Genomic DNA, 18,166 nt, shown 5'->3' with positions numbered 1-18,166 from the left:
AAACGGAGCCTGGGTGGCTCCGTTTTTTTATGCATGGGCGAGCGACGAATATGAGCCGGGTTTACTGCTGTCCTAATGTCAACAGCATTTGATCGACCATGCGCGAAGAGTGGTCGGCCGCGGTATCGAGAAACTGCTCGAAAGAGAGGTGATTGTCGCCGCTGCCGGGGATGTCGGAGAGGGCGCGAATGACCACGAAAGGGCAGTCATAGAGGTAGCACGTTTGGGCAATGGCCGCGCCTTCCATCTCGACGGCAAGCATGGAGGGGAATTGAGCGCGTGTGGCGGCTACTCGATCTGGATCGGCCATGAACGCGTCGCCTGTAGCAATCATCCCTTCACGCACGTTGACTTCTCCCAGAGCGGCAATGGCGCCACGAGCGATCTCGCGTAGGCGCTTATCCGCAGGGTAAGCGGCGGGCATGCCGGGCACCTGGCCTAATTCGTAGCCAAAGACGACGGCATCGACATCGTGATGGCGAAGCTCATCGGAAATGACCACATCACCAATGGCCAAATCGGTGGCAAAACCGCCTGCTGAGCCCGTATTGATAATGGCATCCGGCTGGTGACGCTCGAGTAAAATGGCCGTGCCTACCGCTGCGTTCACTTTGCCGATACCCGATTGCAAAATGACGATCTCTAGGCCATGGCGCGTGCCGGTATGAAAGACGAAACCGGCGTGTTCGTAGCGTTCAGCGTTTTCGAGCTGTCCCGCTAAGATGCTCACTTCCTGCGCCATAGCGCCAATAATTCCAATGCGTTGCACGGGTATTCTCCGTCCTGATGCGTTGAGTACAATCGAAGGGCATTCGGTCTTTACGATTGCTGGTCGTGGCGTTCAGCCGCTTCTAACGTGTTCTCTAACAGTGTGGCGACCGTCATGGGGCCCACCCCCCCCGGAACAGGCGTGATGTGACTAGCGCGCTCGGCAGCGGCGGTAAAATCTACATCACCTACGAGAGTGCCATCTGCCTGGCGATTGATACCTACATCGATGACCACTGCACCCGGTTTGATCCACTCACCCTTGACGATACCTGGTTTGCCCACGGCGACGACGACTAAGTCAGCGCGGCTGACGTGACTGGCCAAATCTTGTGTAAAGCGGTGACATACCGTCGTGGTACAGCCCGCCAACATGAGTTCCAACGCCATGGGGCGACCAACGATATTGGAAGCGCCTACGATGGTGGCATCGAGTCCGCGCACTTCGACACCGCTTTGGGCCAGCATGGTCATGATCCCTTTGGGCGTGCAGGGGCGTAGCGAAGGGAGTCGCTGAGCCAGTCGACCCAAGTTGTAGGGGTGGAAGCCGTCGACATCTTTATCTGGGCGTATACGTTCGAGAATGGGTCGAGCATCCAAATGGGCTGGCAACGGTAACTGAACCAGGATGCCATCGACAGTGGGATCAGCGTTTAATTGGTCCACCAGCGTCTCGAGCGCTTCTTGCGAGGTGTCGGCAGGTAGCGCATGTTGAAAAGAGAGGATGCCTGCCTGTTCGCAGGCACGGTGCTTGTTGTTGACGTAAACATGAGAGGCGGGGTCCTCGCCGACCACGACAACGGCTAGTCCGGGAGCGCGAGCGCCCGCTTGCTGGCGCGCCGCGATGAGATCGGCCACGCGTTGACGGACATTAGCGGCGATGGCTTTACCATCGATGAGTTGGGCGGTCATGTAATGAGATCCCTATGCGGTTTAAAAGCGAAGCAATGACAAGCGCCGACGACAAGGCGCGTTTTAAAGAGAAGGCGATTTTCGCATGGTAGGGCATCAAGGCAAAGCGCCCAGCGAATCAATCACTTTAAGTGTTGACTTTAAAATCAGAAATAGTAATATATGCCTCGCTTGAGACGGGACACGCAGCAGCGTCTAAAGCAAGCAATCGGGATGTAGCGCAGTCTGGTAGCGCGCCTGCTTTGGGAGCAGGATGTCGGGGGTTCGAATCCCTCCATCCCGACCACTTGCCTAAAACGGAAGGTGTTAATCTGCTTCTCCAAATTTTGGTTGTGGTCAAGTGCTCATCCGTATTCTTTGGATACATCATGTGCGCCCATAGCTCAACCGGATAGAGCAACGGCCTTCTAAGCCGTAGGTTGCGGGTTCGAGTCCTGCTGGGCGTGCCAATCAAATACGTATCCGTGTTTGTTTTCCAGTCGGATGTTATCAAGCTAGCTTTCGTCAGTGGTGGATGTAGCTCAGTGGTAGAGCCCCGGATTGTGGCTCCGGTGGTCGTGGGTTCGATCCCCATCATCCACCCCATTGACGAACAAGCGAATTGTTTTACAGGTTGTGGTGGATGTAGCTCAGTGGTAGAGCCCCGGATTGTGGCTCCGGTGGTCGTGGGTTCGATCCCCATCATCCACCCCATTAACCTGATCGCTGTTTTCCTGCCTATCATATTTTCCCTCTTTTCTTCTCCTTCCTTTTTGTGCTTCTTCTTATTTGTTCGGCCGTTTTGTTTATCTCGGCATGACTTTTATCCGTCCCTCCGCTGTCACGGTGATGGGCTCCGGTTGACCCAGTAAATACCCCTGCGCGTAATCGATTCCCAGTGAACGCAGCGTGTCCAATGTCGATTGATGTTCGACGTATTCGGCTACCGTGTCGATGTGCAGAGCTTTCCCAACCGCATGAATGGCTTCTACCATCGCGCGATCGATAGGATCGGTATGAATATTGCGGATGAAGCTGCCATCGATTTTGAGGTAGTCGACGGAGAGTTGCTTCAAGTAGCTAAAAGAAGAGAGACCGGTGCCGAAGTCATCGAGGGCAAATCGGCAGCCTAGAGATTTGAGCGACTGAATCAGTTCGCTCACCTTGGAGAGCTGTGCAATCGCAGCGCTTTCGGTAATTTCGAAACATAGGGTGCCGTCAGGCAGACTGGCACCACGCACGTGCTGTATCAGCTCCTGACAAAAATCGCTGTCTGATAGGGAGTCCCCCGATAAATTGATCCCCCACTGGCCAATGGTATCTCCCTCAGCGCAGCGATGGCGGTCACTCAGCCAGGCGAGCGTATTGCGCACCACCCAGCGATCGATGCGGGGCATGAAGTGATAGCGTTCAGCGGCAGGTAGAAAGCTGCCAGGAGCGATCAGTGTGCCGTTCTCCTCCAAGCGCAGCAAGATCTCTCGATAGCCTGAGTGATGACCGTTAACCGCGGTAATAGGCTGTGCGAACAAGCGAAATGTATCGTTATCCAAGGCATTTTGCAGCCGCTGAACCCACTGCAACTCTCCATGACGCTCTAGTAGCAGATGATCGTCCGGTTGGTAGCAATGAAGACGATTTCGACCCGCTTCCTTGGCGGTATAGCACGCAGCATCGGCGGCGTGGAGTATGTCCGACAGACGCATGGCGTGCTCGGGCGTCATCGCGACCAAGCCGATGCTAACGCCAATGCCAAAGGTGTGGCCTTGCCATGCAAAGCGAAAATGTTCGATATCGCGACGAATCGCTTCACAGATGATATTGGCCTTCTTCATCGGGCAGTGAGTCAAGACGAGCGCAAATTCGTCCCCGCCTAGACGAGCAACCGTATCGCTATCCCGAACGTGTGCTTTCAGTTTTAACGCTATCTGTCGCAAAAGCTCATCCCCCGCCAGGTGTCCGCAGGTATCGTTGACGATCTTGAATTGATCCAGATCGAGATAGCAGAGCACGTGGTGGTGCTTCTCCTCCTGGGTGAGCAGTTTGGTCATCAGCGTCTCGAAGGCTCGCCGATTGAGGAGCCCTGTCAGATTGTCATGGGTCGCCTGGTAGCTGAGCTGTTCCGAAAGTTGTCGGGTCAAACTAACGTCTTGAAACACCACCACGGCACCAAGAGTCAGGCCACCCCTCGAACGAATCGGGGCAGCGCTGTGCTGAATGGGCACGCGTTTGCCGCTATGGTGCAGTAGCTGGCAATGCTCGCTGAAATGCACCGCACGATGTTGGGTCAATACCTGTCGCGCGGGATTGCTGATGGGCTCGTCGCTCAGCTCGTCGCGAAGCTGATAAACGGTGTGAATCGGTTTGTTCGTCGCTTCGGTGAGCGTCCACCCTGTTAGCCGTTCGGCCTCACCATTGATAAAGGTAATGTTACCGCTGGCATCACAGGTGATCACGCCGTCGCCAATGGACGCTAGCGTGGTACGGGCCAAGTCTCGCTCTCTATTCAACTGCTCCTGAAGCTGCTTGCGCTCGGTGATGTCGCGCACCATGCCAGAACACTCTGAAGCCGAGCCGATAGCACCTTCACTTATTTGGAGTTCCAAGTAACGCACTTGCTGGTCCTCCAGTCGAAGCTTGATTTCATGCTTAGCGCCAGGGGCGAGGGGGGTATGGGGAAGCAGCGTGGTCACCGGACGACCAACCAGCTGTTCGGCGTCCACGTCGAACAGTGCTTCTGCGCCGGGATTCAGTCCCGTCAGTGTTCCATCGGCTTGCCAAGTAATGACACCATCGCGCAGGTTGCGCAGCATGACCTGCGTATGTCCCACTGCGCGTTCCAGCGCCGCTGATACACGGTTGTAACTAGCGGCGATTTCGCCTACTTCGGTGAACGGGTCCGCTTCGATCCGCTGGCGCATATCGCCCTGCCTTTCATGCTGGCGCATATGCTCGAGGAGTTGGTGGAGTTCGTTCTTGGCGCCATGCTCGGCGAGGTTGAGCCCCATTTTTTCCGCGTCCTCAGAGACCCGCAGAGGAAGAAAGCGACGTGTGATGCGAAACAGCATCCAGGCCATGCCAAAACTCCAAAGGCCGCAGGTCAACACGCCGAGTAGTTGAGTCCCAAATTGCTCCATGCGGCTAACATCGTTGCCGAGTCTGCTCATGTCCGCGAACCAAGGAAGGGCGAGGGTGCCCCACACACCGCTAACCAAATGAGCTGGGATGGCGCCTACTGCATCATCGATACGCTTTTTCAGCAGCCATTCGCTGGCCAGTACCATCAGCACGCCGCTTACGCTACCCAGTAAAAAGGCGGCATGGAGTGACAGCGCATGAGCACCTGCCGTGACGGCCACCAGACCAGCGATGGCCCCGTTGATGGCATACATGACATCGGCGTAGCGGCGCACCCGCCAGCCCACCAGCAGGGCCGATAAAATGCCGCCTACGGCACCCAGCATGGTGTTGGCGATAATCCCAGGCACGGAGCTATTCAGCGCGAGTGTGCTACCACCGTTAAATCCAAACCAACCCAGTATCATGAAGAGCGCCCCCAGCATTGCCAGCGGCAAGTTCCCCGCTGGAAACGCGGTGGGGGGATGATCGATCTGAAAGCGCCCTTGGCGCGGACCAATGACGATTACGGCTGCGAGGGCTACCCAGCCGCCAACACTGTGCACCACGGTCGCCCCGGCAAAGTCGATGAAGCCAAGTGTGGCCAACCAGCCAGGCATGCCTCCCAGTAAGCCGCCCCAGGCCCAGTGGCCGAACACCGGGTAAATCAATAGGGCAATCCAAAAGGCGGTCCATAAATAGCCAAGGAAGGGCATGCGCTCGGCAACGGCGCCTGCAACGATGGTAGCGGCCGTGGCGCAAAACATGGCCTGAAAGACGAAGACCGTCATGAGCCATGCGTTGGTAGGTTCCAATTGCCAGCCAAACAGGGAGCTGCCTAGCCATCCCATTTGCGAAATGCCAAACATCATGCCGAAACCGGCTAGCCAGAAAACGCTAACGGCAATAGCAAAATCCGCCAAGTTCTTCATTGCTACGTTGATGGCGTTTTTCGTGCGCGTAGTGCCCGCTTCCAAACAGAGAAAACCTGCTTGCATGACGAAGACGAGCGCTGCCGCCCATAGCACCCAAAGCGTGTCGATCAAGGTGGAGTCGAAGCTATCGGCCATGGTGTTTTCCTTGTACTGTTTTGGTGCATCGCAGACATGAAGGGGGTGCAAAGAATGTCGAGTTGCTTCTCATGAACGCAGCGTCCAGCCTAAAAGTGTCCATAACGATGGAGTGGCTCAGGTAGTGTTAATGGTAATGAAGCAATTGTTGTGCCGCAGATAGTGAAGTCATCCTTTATTGCGCTTTAAGCGTGATAAATGACTAAAAATGATAGATAAAACAGTTTTTATGACTGTGCAAATGCGGTTTGATTGGTGATATTTTTCAATATGTTAACCATGCTGCTCACAGTATGAGTCTGAACAATATCCAGATAGAAAGGAGTGCATCAAAATGGCGCGTCAAACGGTGGTGTTGGGGGCAGGCATGGTAGGGGTCAGTATTGCTTGGCAGCTGCAGAAACGTGGCCATCAAGTCACGCTGGTCGATCGTCGCCAACCTGGCCGAGAAACCTCGTTTGGTAACGCGGGCATCATTCAGCGAGAGGCGGTTCGGCCCTATCCGTTTCCTCGCGATATGAAGACCATCCTTAGCGTGTTGCCTAATCGTCGTGTCGATATCCGTTACCGGCCCGCCGGAATGGTCAATGCCGCTTCACCGCTGCTGAGCTACTGGCACCACTCCTCATCTCGGCTTTATAAAAAAATCGTGCCCGAGTACGCTTCACTGATTCAGCTTTGCCTAGACGCCCATGGCCCGATGATCGAAGCGGCAAAGGCCGATCATTTGGTGCGTAAGGAGGGCTGGTTGGAGATATATCGCACTCAAGCGAAGCTCGATAAACGCATTCAAGAAGCTAAAGAGGCCCGCGAACTCTATGGCGTCGAATTTGCTGTGCTCAACCGCGCTGCGTTAAGCGTTAAAGAACCGCAGCTTGGTGATGACATTATTGGTGCCATTCACTGGCTCGATCCCTGGACCGTTGCTGACCCCGGTGGCCTGGTGGCGGCGTATGCGACGTCATTCGAGGCCATGGGTGGGGAGTTGTTACAGGCCGATATTACCGGCGTCACCCAGCACGGTGAGCGCTGGACCGTAACGACCAACGCAGCGTCGTTAGAGGTAGATCAAGTCGTCATGGCCTTGGGGCCGTGGGCGGGCCAGTGGATGAAGCCGCTGGGCTACCATTTCCCAACGTTCGTAAAGCGCGGCTATCACATGCACTATGCGACTCAGCCAGAAGCGAAGCTGAATTACTGGTTGATGGATGCCGAAGTTGGTTATTTGCTGGCACCTATGAATGCGGGAGTGCGCTTGACCACTGGCGCGGAGCTGGACCGTCTTGAATCCCCAGCCGATGAAGAGCAATTGGGCGCTGCTGAGAAAGTCGCGCGCTCGATCTTTCCACTTGGGGAACGCAAGGACAGTGCGGCATGGAAAGGGGCTCGTCCATGCCTGCCGGACATGAAACCCGTCATTGGCCCAGCATCGCGCCATCCCGGCCTTTGGCTTGCGTTTGGCCATGGCCACCAAGGATTTACTCTGGGACCTGCGACTGGCCAATTACTAGCGGATATGATGGAAAATAAACCAACGGCCATCGATATGAGCCCCTTCCGTGCGGATCGCTTTTAAACGCCTTGTCGCACGTCTTTACATAATCACGCGGGAGAAACATGGCTCCGTCGGTTTGGGTTTGCTAGGCTATGAATGTCATCTATAGGAGCGAGGTGTAGTATGGATGTAGCTGCAAGTAATGCCGTCAGCACAGCGCTGTATATGAATCAGGCGCAAACCGCTGAGCAAGCGCAAATGCAAATGTTCCGCGAGGCTCTGGACGTTCAAGCTGAGCAAATCACTGAAGTGTTGGCCTCTGCTGACACCGGTGCTCAGCCGAACCTTGCTCAAGAGGGTAGCGTGGGCACCCAAGTGAATACCTACGCCTAACGCTTGCTCTTGTTGAGTGCTTGCCTCAATAGACCCAAACGCCGACACTGTCGGCGTTTTTTTGTGCACTGGACGTTACTCACGTGGTGGTATGCCGTTGTAGGCGACTTGCGTTACCATAGGCCTATTGCGTCGAGGATTTGGCGCCAAGTTTTAAGTCATCACGTTGCACCTTCTTAGAGAACTCCATGTCTGACGCCCAAATAGCGCGCGAAGCCGAGCTGCGCCGTACTTTTGCGATTATTTCGCACCCTGACGCCGGCAAAACCACGATCACAGAAAAGATGCTGCTGTTCGGGAATGCCATTCAGCTGGCGGGGTCGGTGAAAAGTAAACGTAATGATCGCCACGCAACGTCCGACTGGATGAAGATGGAGCAGGAGCGCGGTATTTCGGTCACTACCTCCGTGATGCAGTTTCCTTACGGCGGCCGTATTGTCAATCTGCTGGATACGCCGGGTCACGAGGATTTCTCCGAAGATACCTATCGTACCCTGACAGCGGTGGATTCTGCGCTGATGGTCATCGACGGCGCGAAAGGCGTCGAAGATCGCACGATCAAGTTGATGGAAGTATGTCGTTTGCGCACGACGCCCATTCTGACGTTCATCAATAAAATGGATCGCGATATACGCGATCCCATCGAAGTCATGGATGAGGTCGAAACGGTCCTCAATATTCAGTGTGCGCCGATGACGTGGCCGATCGGGATGGGGCGCCATTTCAAAGGGGTGTATCACCTCTACAATGATGTCATCCATCTTTACACGCAAGGGCAAGGCAACCGTATTCCTGAGGATAAGCGAATTGAGGGATTGGATAACCCTGAGGTAGACGCGATCCTGGGCGAGGAGCAAGCCGAAGAGCTTCGCATGGAGGTCGATTTGGTGCGCGGCGCGTCTCACGAATTCGACTTAGAAGCCTATCGTCGTGGTGAACTAACGCCGGTCTATTTTGGTACCGCCATGGGTAACTTTGGCGTGCGTGAAATGTTGGATGGCTTCGTTGAGCATGCGCCATCACCACAACCTCGCGAGACCGATACCCGCGAAGTGACCGCGAAAGACGAGCGATTCACTGGTTTCGTCTTCAAAATTCAAGCCAATATGGATCCGAATCATCGTGACCGCATTGCGTTTCTGCGCGTCTGTTCGGGTAAGTATGAAAAGAACATGAAAATGCGCCATGTGCGCATTGGTAAAGACGTCAAGATCGCCGATGCCCTGACGTTCATGGCCTCGGACCGCTCTCAGGTAGAGGAGGCGTGGCCTGGCGATATCATCGGCTTACATAACCACGGCACGATTCAGATTGGCGATACGTTCACCGTCGGTGAAGATATGCGCTTTACGGGGATCCCTCATTTCGCTCCTGAGCTTTTCAAGCGGGTTCGCCTAAAGGATCCGCTCAAGATGAAAGCGCTGCAAAAAGGCCTGCAGCAGCTCTCTGAAGAAGGCGCTACGCAGGTATTCATGCCGATGGACAACAACGACCTGATTCTGGGTGCCGTGGGTACGCTTCAGTTCGATGTGGTCGCCCACCGTTTGAAAGAGGAGTACAAGGTCGACTGCCTTTACGAGGGCGTCAATGTGCAAACCGCACGCTGGGTCTATTGTGACGACGCGAAAATGCTCGAAGAGTTCAAGCGTAAGGCAAGCGCCAACTTGGCTATCGACGGTGGTGGCTATCTAACCTACATCGCGCCGACGCGGGTCAACCTGCAAATGACCCAGGAGCGCTGGCCAGACATTCGTTTCCAGCCAACCCGCGAGCATTAATATCCGCAAGGGGGATAGATGCTGATAGACGCCCACTGTCATTTGGACGTTGCGGAGTTCGAGACGGACCGTGATGCCGTCATCGCCGCTGCGAAGGCCGTGGGCGTCTGCCGCTTCATCGTGCCTGCGACGGTGCGGCAGCGTTGGCCGCATGTGCTGGCGCTCGGCGAGCGTGACGATGTCCGCACCTGTCTCGGGCTTCATCCTTACTTCATTGAGCATCATCACTCAGATGATTTGACGGCTCTCGAGGCGTTGGTCACCCAGCAGCTCGAGGGGGCGCCTAAGGACCGGCCGGTGGCGATTGGTGAGTGCGGTATCGATGGTCGTTTTACCGATAGTCTGGACGCTCAGTGGCACTACTTCGATGCCCAGCTTTCTATCGCCAAGCGAAGCCGTCTACCGGTCGTGGTTCACTGCGTCAAGGCCAATGACAAAGTCAGTCAGCGGTTGCGCCAACAAGCGTTGCCAAGGGCAGGGCTCGTTCATGCCTTTTCTGGCTCCTACGAACAGGCCGCCAAGTTTTTGGATATGGGCTACATGCTGGGATTGGGGGGGGCGGTGACCTATGAGCGTGCTCAAAAGTTACGCCGCGTAGTGGCAAAATTGCCTGATGATGGGTTCGTGCTGGAAACCGATAGCCCCGATATGCCGTTAAGTGGCGACCAAGGCCAGCGCAACGAACCTTCGCACGTGGCGCAGGTGGCGAAGGTAGTGGCAGAGTTGAGAAAACAGCGCTTCGCAACCGTGGCGGCATTGAGCAGTGCCAACGCCGCCCGGCTGTTTGCATTAGACGATCAGTTCTGAGCAAGCTGAGCGGCTATCTGCTCAGGGTCCAAGCGCTCAATCGGATAGGGAAGCGCCTGCAAGGTAAGAGGTGTTGTCTGCCAATAGACGGTCACGCCGTCTTCCATCACCTTGGTATTCATTACGGCCAGAAGCTCGATGTGCTGATCATCGCTGGTTGCACTGCTGACGACTTCGCCTAACGATTTACCGCTCTCATCCATTAGGGTGGCACCCAGCTCGGGCAGCGAGGCAGTGTGTGCGCGGGCGTGCACGAGGCGCTTCTTGACTTGGCCGCGGAAATGGGCGCGGGCAACAACCTCCTGGCCGGTATAGCACCCTTTCTTGAAACTAATCCCGCCCAACGCTTCCCAATTCAGCATTTGTGGTAGGAACTGGTCCTGCTGAGCGGCCGTGAGCCACGCCAGTCCGCTACGGATATCTGACAGCTTCCAGGCGTTGAGCAATGCCTCGCTGTCTGTCAAGAGATTTTGAGGCTCTTCTTCGAACATGAATAGCCAACGAGGAGACCCTGGGAGGCGTAGCACCGTGCCAGACGTGCTAGTGGCGTGGGTGTAGGGCTGCTCTGGCAACGTCACGCCCAGACAATAGGCCAAGTTTTCGGCTGACTCACTGACGCCTGCGAAAATGATGTTTTGTGCCACTGATAACTCCGCTTTGTAAAAAGCGGCAAATTTGTTCAGGTGTTTGGCCAGATCATTCGCCAGAGAGGCGTCGAGAATCAGCCGATAATGATTCATCTCGAGCCTACACAGCTGTCCGTTGGCCAACATGCGGCCCTTTGGGGTACAAAAACAGGTAAGCGGCGCAAACGAGCCGTTTGCCAATCCCACTTGCGCGCTGGTTTGACCTTGCAAGAATTTCTCCGCATCGGCCCCTTTGATATCCAGTGCAGCATATTGATCCAACCGTACGGCACTAGAGGGCGGCGTCTTCTCCATGGTCATGGTCGCTCCTGAACATTGTGGGTAAGCATCGTCTATCTTTATCAAAATGTGGGCAGACTTGTTGGATTGCAAGGCCTTGACGGCATGCTAGACTCTTCATTCTGTATCAGGTTTGCATAGGTAATGGTCGTTGCCGGTTACCACGACGCAACCTAGGCAAACACTTTTCCTCGAAAGGACGTTCCATGGCAGTTCAATCATTGAGTTTTCAGGGTGTTACCACCGCAGAACAAGTCAACAAAATTACCACCGCTCTGATGATGTTGGATGGCGTCGATAGCGCTGAAGTGGGGCGCTATGGTGCAGAAGTGGAGGGGCGCGCGAAACGAGACGCTCTCATCAAGGCCATTGAAAAACTCAACCTGCGCATCAAGGTATCGTAAATGCACCCGCCTATCGTGGTGATCAGTGAACGAAATAGCGCCTTTCGTCAGCGCGTCGAGGTCAACGGCATGGATGACCTCTTTGCGGACGTGCCCACGGTGGTAGGAGGAGATGAAAGCGCTCCAGATCCCCATGACTATTTTGATATTGCGCTGGGAACCTGCAAGGCGATCACGGTCCAAATGTACGCCAAACGTAAGCAGTGGCCGTTGGAAGGGGTGACCGTCACAGTGCAGCGCGATGACAGCGGCGAACGCCAAGGTCACTACAAGCTGGACGTGACGTTAGAGCTTCATGGCATCAGCGTTCCAGAGCAACGCGCTAAACTGGAGGAGATAAGCCATCGCTGCCCGATCCAACGCCTGATGACCCAGGCGACGATCGAGATAGCCACCCACACCGTGTAGGCCCATTCGCCAATAGGAGCAAAGATGAGCAAGGAATTTCGTCTGCAGTCAAAATTTCAGCCTGCGGGCGATCAGCCTGCGGCCATCCGCGGGTTGATTAGCGGTTTGGAATCCGGACTTGCCCATCAGACGCTGCTTGGTGTCACCGGTTCGGGTAAAACCTTCACTATGGCCAACGTGGTTCAGCAGTTGCAACGACCCACGATCGTCATGGCGCCCAACAAAACGCTAGCAGCCCAGCTTTACGGGGAGTTCAAGTCGTTCTTTCCTGATAACGCCGTCGAGTACTTCGTTTCGTATTACGACTACTACCAGCCAGAGGCCTACGTGCCTTCTTCAGATACGTTCATCGAGAAAGACGCTTCGATCAATGACCATATCGAGCAGATGCGCTTGTCCGCTACTAAAGCCCTGTTAGAGCGTCGGGATGCGCTGATCGTCGTTTCCGTATCGGCGATCTATGGTTTGGGGGACCCCGATCAGTACTTGAAGATGCGTCTTCATTTTACACGCGGTGAACTGATCGATCAGCGTGCGTTTTTGCGCCGTTTGGCCGAGCTTCAGTACACCCGTAATGATATGGATTTCCGTCGCGGTACCTACCGCGTGCGGGGCGATGTCATCGATATTTTTCCAGCGGACTCGGACGAAGAGGCGGTGCGCGTCGAGCTGTTCGACGACGAAATCGACTCTATTCGTTTGTTTGACCCGCTGACCGGCGATGTTCGTGGTCAAGTACCTCGCATGACGATCTACCCGAAGTCCCACTACGTGACGCCCCGAGAAACCATTCTTGAAGCTATCGACGCCATCAAAGCCGAGCTCAAAGAGCGCTTGGAGTGGCTGCGTCATCACGAGCGTCTGGTAGAGGCTCAGCGGCTAGAGCAGCGAACGCTCTACGACATCGAGATGATGCTCGAATTGGGCTACTGCAACGGGATTGAAAACTACTCGCGCTACCTCTCAGGCCGTGCTCCTGGCGAGCCGCCTCCCACGTTTTTCGACTACTTGCCGGATGATGCGCTGCTGTTTATCGACGAGTCACACGTCAGCGTGCCTCAAGTGGGAGGGATGTACAAAGGCGACCGTTCGCGTAAAGAAACGCTGGTGGAGTATGGATTTCGCTTGCCGTCCGCGTTGGATAACCGGCCGATGAAGTTCGAGGAGTGGGAGGCGATCTCACCCCAAACGATTTTCGTGTCGGCGACACCTGGGCCTTACGAGGCCGAGCACGCAGGTCAAATCGTCGAGCAGGTCGTGCGACCAACGGGCTTGTTGGATCCGCAGATCGAAGTGCGCCCGGCCAGTTCGCAGGTGGACGACCTGCTGTCGGAGATTGGCTTACGTAACGCCGTTGGCGAGCGCGTGCTGGTGACAACGCTGACCAAGCGCATGGCGGAAGACCTGACGGATTACCTCGACGAGCACGATATCCGGGTGCGCTACCTGCACTCCGATATCGATACGGTCGAGCGTGTCGAGATCATCCGAGACCTGCGGCTGGGTAAGTTCGATGTCCTGGTGGGTATCAACCTGCTTCGGGAAGGGTTGGACATTCCTGAGGTATCGCTGGTCGCCATTTTGGATGCCGACAAAGAAGGCTTCCTGCGCGCTGAACGCTCGTTGATCCAAACCATTGGTCGTGCCGCACGCAATGCCAACGGCAAGGCGATTCTGTACGGTGATCGAATCACCGATTCCATGCGTAAAGCGATCGATGAGACCGAGCGACGCCGTGCCAAACAGATGGCGCATAATGAAAAGCATGGTATTACGCCCACAACGGTCACGCGCTCCGTGGCGGACATCCTCGAAGCGGCCCAAACGCCGGGTAAAAAGGGCAATCGCCGTAAGGGTAGCGAGCGTAAAGTGGCTGAGCCATCAGGCGGATACGATGTGGCGTCCATGAACCAGCAGGAGCTTCTGGCCGCCATCAGCAAGATCGAAGATGCCATGTTCGAAGCAGCGCAAAACCTGGAGTTCGAAGAGGCTGCCCGGCTCCGCGACCAGCTGCATCAAATGAAAGAAAAACAGCTGGCGCTAGGATAACCGATGCCCGAAGGTCCCGAGATCCGCCGAGCGGCGGATCGCATTGAAAAGCAGATTGGTGGAAAAATTCTCGAGGATGCCTGGTTCGCCTTTCCCGAGCTTGCCAGTCAAGCCAGCTCGCTGATCGGTGTCAGGGTGTCGGCAGTGGACTCGTGGGGAAAAGCCATGCTGATTCGGTTTGCCGACCGTCGTGTGCTTTACTCGCACAACCAGCTTTATGGCGTATGGAAACTGCATGCTGACGACAAGCCACCCAATACGTCGCGCTCCTTACGAGTTCGTTTGGTGGCGGAAGGGCGTGCTGCCAGTTTATACAGTGCTTCTGACGTTTCGCTTTGGGAAGAGGACAGGCTGGCGCATCATCCGTTTTTATCCCGTTTAGGACCTGACTTGCTGAGCCAGCAAGTCAGTGCTGCCGACGTAGAGCAACGTCTTTTGTTACCGGCGTTTAGGCGCAGAAGTTTGGGAGCACTACTGCTCGACCAGGGGCTGGTCGCCGGCCTGGGTAACTACTTACGTTCTGAGATTCTGTTTTTTTCCCAGTTGCATCCCAAGCAGCGTCCTTGTGACCTCACGAGTGAGCAGCTAGCGGTGTTGTCGTCGCGCATCATCGATATTACCCGCACGGCTTACCGAACAGCAGGTGTCACCAATCAGGACGCGTGGATCGAACAAGCCGTTGCCTCTGGTGAGTCTCGCCGCCAATGGCGGTTCAGCGTGTTCGAGCGTGCCGGATTATCGTGCCACCGCTGTGGTTATGTGATTGAGCGTACGACAATAGGGTCACGGCGACTCTATTGGTGCCCTCGGTGTCAGCCACCTCCATCGCCGTAAATTTTATACCGTTATCTCAATTTTGATGATTCATAATCCTACCAAAGAGCTAAGTGAACAAAGCGCGTAGCCCACTGGATTGGCTGCCGCCTTGGGCCTCAATACGGTATACTTCCCGCACACTTAGACGGCCGCCAAGGCTGCAGCCTAGACGTTAACCGAGGAGCTGTTAATCCATGACCGTGATTCGCCAGGACGACGTGATCCAAAGCGTTGCCGATGCTCTGCAGTACATCTCTTACTACCATCCCAAAGATTTCATTGACGCCATGGCGGCGGCCTACGAGCGGGAAGAGAACCCGGCAGCCAAAGATGCCATCGCACAGATTTTGATCAATTCCCGCATGTGCGCTACGGGTCACCGCCCGATTTGCCAAGACACCGGCATCGTGACGGTCTTCGTACATGTGGGCATGAACGTCACATGGGACGCCGAGATGAGCCTTGACGACATGGTCAACGAAGGCGTGCGTCGTGCATACCAGTTGCCGGATAACGTATTGCGAGCCTCGGTTCTGGCCGATCCGGACGGCAAGCGTCAAAACACCAAAGACAACACGCCCGCCATCATCCACCATAAAATCGTGCCGGGCGATAAAGTCGACATCCATGTGGCCGCGAAGGGAGGCGGTAGCGAAGCAAAATCGAAATTCGCCATGCTTAACCCTTCCGACAGCGTAGTCGATTGGGTAATGGAGCAGCTTCCCAAAATGGGGGCGGGCTGGTGCCCACCGGGCATGCTGGGTATTGGGATTGGTGGCACCGCTGAAAAAGCGATGGAGATTGCCAAAGAAGCGCTGCTCGACCCTATCGATATCCAAGAACTACAGGCTCGCGGTGCCAGCAACCGTGCCGAAGAGCTGCGTCTCGAGCTATTCGACAAGGTGAACAAGAGTGGTATCGGCGCGCAGGGGCTGGGGGGCTTGACCACCGTGCTGGATATCAAAGTCAAAGATTACCCCACCCACGCGGCGAACAAGCCAGTGGCGATCATTCCCAACTGTGCCGCTACCCGCCACGCCCATTTCACGCTGGACGGATCCGGCCCTGTGGCCTTACCGGCGCCTAAGCTCGAAGACTGGCCGGAAATTACCCGTGAAGCGGGCGACAACGTGAAGCGTGTCAATCTGGATACCGTCACCCCCGAGGAAGTGAAAACCTGGCAGCCTGGCGACACGCTGTTATTGAACGGTAAACTGCTCACGGGCCGTGATGCGGCTCACAAGCGCATGGTCGATATGATCGCCAAAGGCGAGCCGCTGCCTGTCGATATGAAAGGTCGTTTCATCTACTACGTTGGGCCGGTCGATCCGGTGGGTGACGAGGTGGTCGGCCCGGCTGGCCCTACGACGGGGACGCGAATGGACAAATTTACCCGTACGATGTTGGAGGAGACGGGGCTATTGGGCATGGTGGGTAAGGCCGAGCGTGGTCAAGCTGCCATCGAGGCGATTCGTGATAACCAAGCCGTCTATCTCATGGCGGTGGGTGGCTCTGCCTACTTAGTGGCGCAGGCCATCAAGAAATCGCGGGTCGTAGGGTTCGAGGACCTAGGAATGGAAGCCATCTACGAATTCGAAGTGGAAGACATGCCCGTTACCGTTGCGGTGGATAGCCAAGGCACATCGGTGCACCAGACCGGTCCGGCCAAATGGAAAGAGATCATTGCTGAAAAAGCGTGATAGGCTGATGCAATAGACGTTGTATCACGACAGGAGCCCCGTTTTAGCGGGGCTCCTGTGTATGGAGCGACGTCGTGAGACCTAACGGATGTTGAGGAATAGCCCATGACCTCTTGGTTGCTAGGGACAGGGATTATGTTGATTCACGTGCTGGGTATGATCTCGGCCGTGATGGCTCTGATGTCGAGTCGCACGTCACAAGGTGCAGTCGCGTGGATCATTTCATTACTGACGTTTCCCTACGCCGCAGTCCCTGCCTACTGGCTATTTGGTCGTCCACGTTTTTATGGTTATGTGACCGCAAGAGGCGCTCGCGATTCGGTACTGCGCCGGGTGCTCGTACGTTATAGGCATAACGTAAAACCTCACGTTGCACACTCTAACAATACCGACATACAGGCCGTCGAGCAGTTGGCCATGATGCCGTTGACGAAGGGCAATAGCACCAAGCTTTTGATCGATGGCAAAGCAACGTTCGAGAGTTTGTTCCAAGGTATCGAACAAGCGCAGGACTACCTGCTCATCCAGTTCTTCATCGTCCGTGACGACGAGTTGGGTCGACAGCTCCTTCGACAATTGAGCGCGGCGGCCAAGCGAGGAGTGCGCGTCTATTTTCTGTATGACGAAATTGGCAGCCGTAAACTCAACGACAGCTACTTTAACGAGTTGAGAGAAAGCGGCGTCGAAGTATCGCCATTCCGTTCGTCACGCGGACTCAAACACCGTTTCCAGCTCAATTTCCGAAACCATCGCAAGATTGCTGTAGTAGATGGTAAGCAAGGGTGGATTGGCGGCTTCAATGTGGGGAACGAGTATCTAGGTAAGAGCGCCAAACATGGCCCTTGGCGAGATACCCATTTAAACGTGCAAGGCCCTTGCGTGTTGGGATTACAAGAAGCCTTTTGGGAAGATTGGCACTGGGCAACGGGAGACGTCATTACCTTGAACTGGCATGCAGAGTGCCACCCACAGCAAGATCAGCAAGTAGTCATCGTGCCTTCTGGCCCAGCCGACAAGCAGGATACCGCAGGGTTACTCGTACAGCAGCTGATCCATAGTGCCAATCACCGCTTTTGGGTTACAAGTCCCTATTTCGTACCCGATCAAGGCGTACAAGACTCGCTACGACTAGCCGCCATGCGTGGTGTTGATGTACGTGTGATGATTCCAGAACGGCCAGATCATTTACTGGTGTTTCTTTCCGCCTTTTCGTTTTTGCCTGACATGTTAAGAGCAGGCGTAAAAATATACCGTTATCAGCCTGGGTTCTTGCACCAAAAGATCATGCTCATCGATGACTCTTCAGCAACAGTCGGTACAGTAAACTTAGATAATCGTTCGTTTCGGCTAAATTTTGAGATTACGGCATTCGTGCCAAGTGCTGATTTTGCTGCCGATGTGGCCACCATGTTAGAAACCGATTTTGCAAGGTGTCGCCGTGTAACGCTCGATGAAGTGAGCCAGCGACCTATGTGGAAAAAGGTCGTTTCTCGCGCTGCTTATTTAATGGCCCCCGTGCAATAGAGTCTCAGCGTCACCAACGGACG

General features: G+C 55.3%; 14 protein-coding genes and 4 tRNA genes. 14 read left to right on the top strand and 4 right to left on the bottom strand.

Annotation, left to right across the window (positions count from 1 at the left end; translation table 11 throughout):
• Positions 1 to 61: 61 nt before the first annotated feature.
• Both mtnN and folD read right to left on the bottom strand, forming a co-directional pair.
• The gene (mtnN, locus tag MHM37_RS00455) at positions 62 to 769 is read right to left on the bottom strand and encodes a 5'-methylthioadenosine/S-adenosylhomocysteine nucleosidase (protein ID WP_139527507.1); all 708 of its coding nucleotides are present in this window, start codon (positions 767 to 769) and stop codon (positions 62 to 64) included.
• A gap of 50 nt (positions 770 to 819) precedes the next feature.
• Positions 820 to 1,680, bottom strand: coding sequence for a bifunctional methylenetetrahydrofolate dehydrogenase/methenyltetrahydrofolate cyclohydrolase FolD (folD, locus tag MHM37_RS00450; protein WP_139527509.1), 861 nt, complete (start codon positions 1,678 to 1,680; stop codon positions 820 to 822).
• 209 nt (positions 1,681 to 1,889) lie between these two features.
• Between folD and MHM37_RS00445 the strand changes: the two genes are divergently transcribed.
• From MHM37_RS00445 to MHM37_RS00430, 4 genes are all read left to right on the top strand, one after another.
• Positions 1,890 to 1,966 (top strand) — tRNA-Pro (locus tag MHM37_RS00445).
• An 86-nt stretch (positions 1,967 to 2,052) separates the two neighbouring features.
• Positions 2,053 to 2,129, top strand: a tRNA-Arg gene (locus MHM37_RS00440).
• Positions 2,130 to 2,190: 61 nt separating this feature from the next.
• Positions 2,191 to 2,265 (top strand) — tRNA-His (locus tag MHM37_RS00435).
• Positions 2,266 to 2,298: 33 nt separating this feature from the next.
• Positions 2,299 to 2,373, top strand: a tRNA-His gene (locus tag MHM37_RS00430).
• Positions 2,374 to 2,465: 92 nt separating this feature from the next.
• Here the strand turns inward: MHM37_RS00430 and amt are convergent.
• The gene (gene amt / locus MHM37_RS00425; protein ID WP_139527511.1) at positions 2,466 to 5,843 is read right to left on the bottom strand and encodes an ammonium transporter; all 3,378 of its coding nucleotides are present in this window, start codon (positions 5,841 to 5,843) and stop codon (positions 2,466 to 2,468) included.
• 334 nt (positions 5,844 to 6,177) lie between these two features.
• Between amt and MHM37_RS00420 the strand changes: the two genes are divergently transcribed.
• The 4 genes from MHM37_RS00420 to MHM37_RS00405 all read left to right on the top strand — a co-directional run bounded on the left by MHM37_RS00420 (position 6,178) and on the right by MHM37_RS00405 (position 10,316).
• Positions 6,178 to 7,419: an FAD-dependent oxidoreductase gene (locus tag MHM37_RS00420; protein WP_239295734.1), complete on the top strand. Its 1,242-nt coding sequence runs from the start codon at positions 6,178 to 6,180 to the stop codon at positions 7,417 to 7,419.
• Between the two features lie 102 nt (positions 7,420 to 7,521).
• A complete protein-coding gene (locus MHM37_RS00415) occupies positions 7,522 to 7,731 on the top strand; it encodes a putative motility protein (protein ID WP_139527516.1) in 210 nt (69 codons plus the stop codon).
• 188 nt (positions 7,732 to 7,919) lie between these two features.
• Positions 7,920 to 9,509, top strand: a complete 1,590-nt coding sequence (locus MHM37_RS00410; RefSeq protein ID WP_139527518.1) for a peptide chain release factor 3 — start codon at positions 7,920 to 7,922, stop codon at positions 9,507 to 9,509.
• A gap of 18 nt (positions 9,510 to 9,527) precedes the next feature.
• The gene (locus MHM37_RS00405; RefSeq protein WP_239295735.1) at positions 9,528 to 10,316 is read left to right on the top strand and encodes a TatD family hydrolase; all 789 of its coding nucleotides are present in this window, start codon (positions 9,528 to 9,530) and stop codon (positions 10,314 to 10,316) included.
• On the opposite strand, the gene MHM37_RS00400 is transcribed toward MHM37_RS00405, so the two are convergent.
• Positions 10,307 to 11,263 carry a folate-binding protein gene (locus tag MHM37_RS00400; protein ID WP_239295736.1) on the bottom strand — a complete coding sequence of 319 codons (957 nt, stop codon included), beginning with the start codon at positions 11,261 to 11,263 and terminating at the stop codon, positions 10,307 to 10,309. The two genes, MHM37_RS00405 and MHM37_RS00400, sit on opposite strands and share 10 nt — an antisense overlap.
• Before the next feature lie 185 nt (positions 11,264 to 11,448).
• Between MHM37_RS00400 and MHM37_RS00395 the strand changes: the two genes are divergently transcribed.
• The 6 genes from MHM37_RS00395 (at position 11,449) to cls (ending at position 18,143) form a co-directional block, all read left to right on the top strand.
• A complete protein-coding gene (locus MHM37_RS00395) occupies positions 11,449 to 11,646 on the top strand; it encodes a hypothetical protein (protein WP_139527524.1) in 198 nt (65 codons plus the stop codon).
• Positions 11,647 to 12,054 carry an OsmC family protein gene (locus MHM37_RS00390; RefSeq protein WP_239295737.1) on the top strand — a complete coding sequence of 136 codons (408 nt, stop codon included), beginning with the start codon at positions 11,647 to 11,649 and terminating at the stop codon, positions 12,052 to 12,054. It abuts the gene before it with no gap.
• A gap of 24 nt (positions 12,055 to 12,078) precedes the next feature.
• A complete protein-coding gene (uvrB, locus tag MHM37_RS00385) occupies positions 12,079 to 14,103 on the top strand; it encodes an excinuclease ABC subunit UvrB (protein WP_219861021.1) in 2,025 nt (674 codons plus the stop codon).
• 3 nt (positions 14,104 to 14,106) lie between these two features.
• Positions 14,107 to 14,937, top strand: a complete 831-nt coding sequence (gene nei, locus MHM37_RS00380) for an endonuclease VIII (protein WP_139527529.1) — start codon at positions 14,107 to 14,109, stop codon at positions 14,935 to 14,937.
• 176 nt (positions 14,938 to 15,113) lie between these two features.
• A complete protein-coding gene (locus tag MHM37_RS00375; RefSeq protein WP_239295738.1) occupies positions 15,114 to 16,619 on the top strand; it encodes a fumarate hydratase in 1,506 nt (501 codons plus the stop codon).
• Positions 16,620 to 16,724: 105 nt separating this feature from the next.
• Positions 16,725 to 18,143: a cardiolipin synthase gene (gene cls, locus MHM37_RS00370; protein ID WP_239295739.1), complete on the top strand. Its 1,419-nt coding sequence runs from the start codon at positions 16,725 to 16,727 to the stop codon at positions 18,141 to 18,143.
• Positions 18,144 to 18,166: the final 23 nt, after the last annotated feature.

Origin of the sequence: Halomonas sp. MMH1-48 (assembly GCF_022348105.1) — a bacterium.
GTDB lineage: Bacteria > Pseudomonadota > Gammaproteobacteria > Pseudomonadales > Halomonadaceae > Vreelandella > Vreelandella piezotolerans.
This window is presented reverse-complemented; position numbering and strand designations above follow the sequence as displayed.

Bases quoted from the DNA above. Each gene is read 5' to 3' on its own strand.
- folD (WP_139527509.1), bottom strand. From the start codon at position 1,680: ATGACCGCCCAACTCATCGATGGTAAAGCCATCGCCGCTAATGTCCGT.
- amt (WP_139527511.1), bottom strand. From the start codon at position 5,843: ATGGCCGATAGCTTCGACTCCACCTTGATCGACACGCTTTGGGTGCTA.
- MHM37_RS00420 (WP_239295734.1), top strand. From the start codon at position 6,178: ATGGCGCGTCAAACGGTGGTGTTGGGGGCAGGCATGGTAGGGGTCAGT.
- MHM37_RS00415 (WP_139527516.1), top strand. From the start codon at position 7,522: ATGGATGTAGCTGCAAGTAATGCCGTCAGCACAGCGCTGTATATGAAT.
- MHM37_RS00410 (WP_139527518.1), top strand. From the start codon at position 7,920: ATGTCTGACGCCCAAATAGCGCGCGAAGCCGAGCTGCGCCGTACTTTT.
- MHM37_RS00405 (WP_239295735.1), top strand. From the start codon at position 9,528: ATGCTGATAGACGCCCACTGTCATTTGGACGTTGCGGAGTTCGAGACG.
- MHM37_RS00400 (WP_239295736.1), bottom strand. From the start codon at position 11,263: ATGACCATGGAGAAGACGCCGCCCTCTAGTGCCGTACGGTTGGATCAA.
- MHM37_RS00395 (WP_139527524.1), top strand. From the start codon at position 11,449: ATGGCAGTTCAATCATTGAGTTTTCAGGGTGTTACCACCGCAGAACAA.
- MHM37_RS00390 (WP_239295737.1), top strand. From the start codon at position 11,647: ATGCACCCGCCTATCGTGGTGATCAGTGAACGAAATAGCGCCTTTCGT.
- uvrB (WP_219861021.1), top strand. From the start codon at position 12,079: ATGAGCAAGGAATTTCGTCTGCAGTCAAAATTTCAGCCTGCGGGCGAT.
- nei (WP_139527529.1), top strand. From the start codon at position 14,107: ATGCCCGAAGGTCCCGAGATCCGCCGAGCGGCGGATCGCATTGAAAAG.
- MHM37_RS00375 (WP_239295738.1), top strand. From the start codon at position 15,114: ATGACCGTGATTCGCCAGGACGACGTGATCCAAAGCGTTGCCGATGCT.
- cls (WP_239295739.1), top strand. From the start codon at position 16,725: ATGACCTCTTGGTTGCTAGGGACAGGGATTATGTTGATTCACGTGCTG.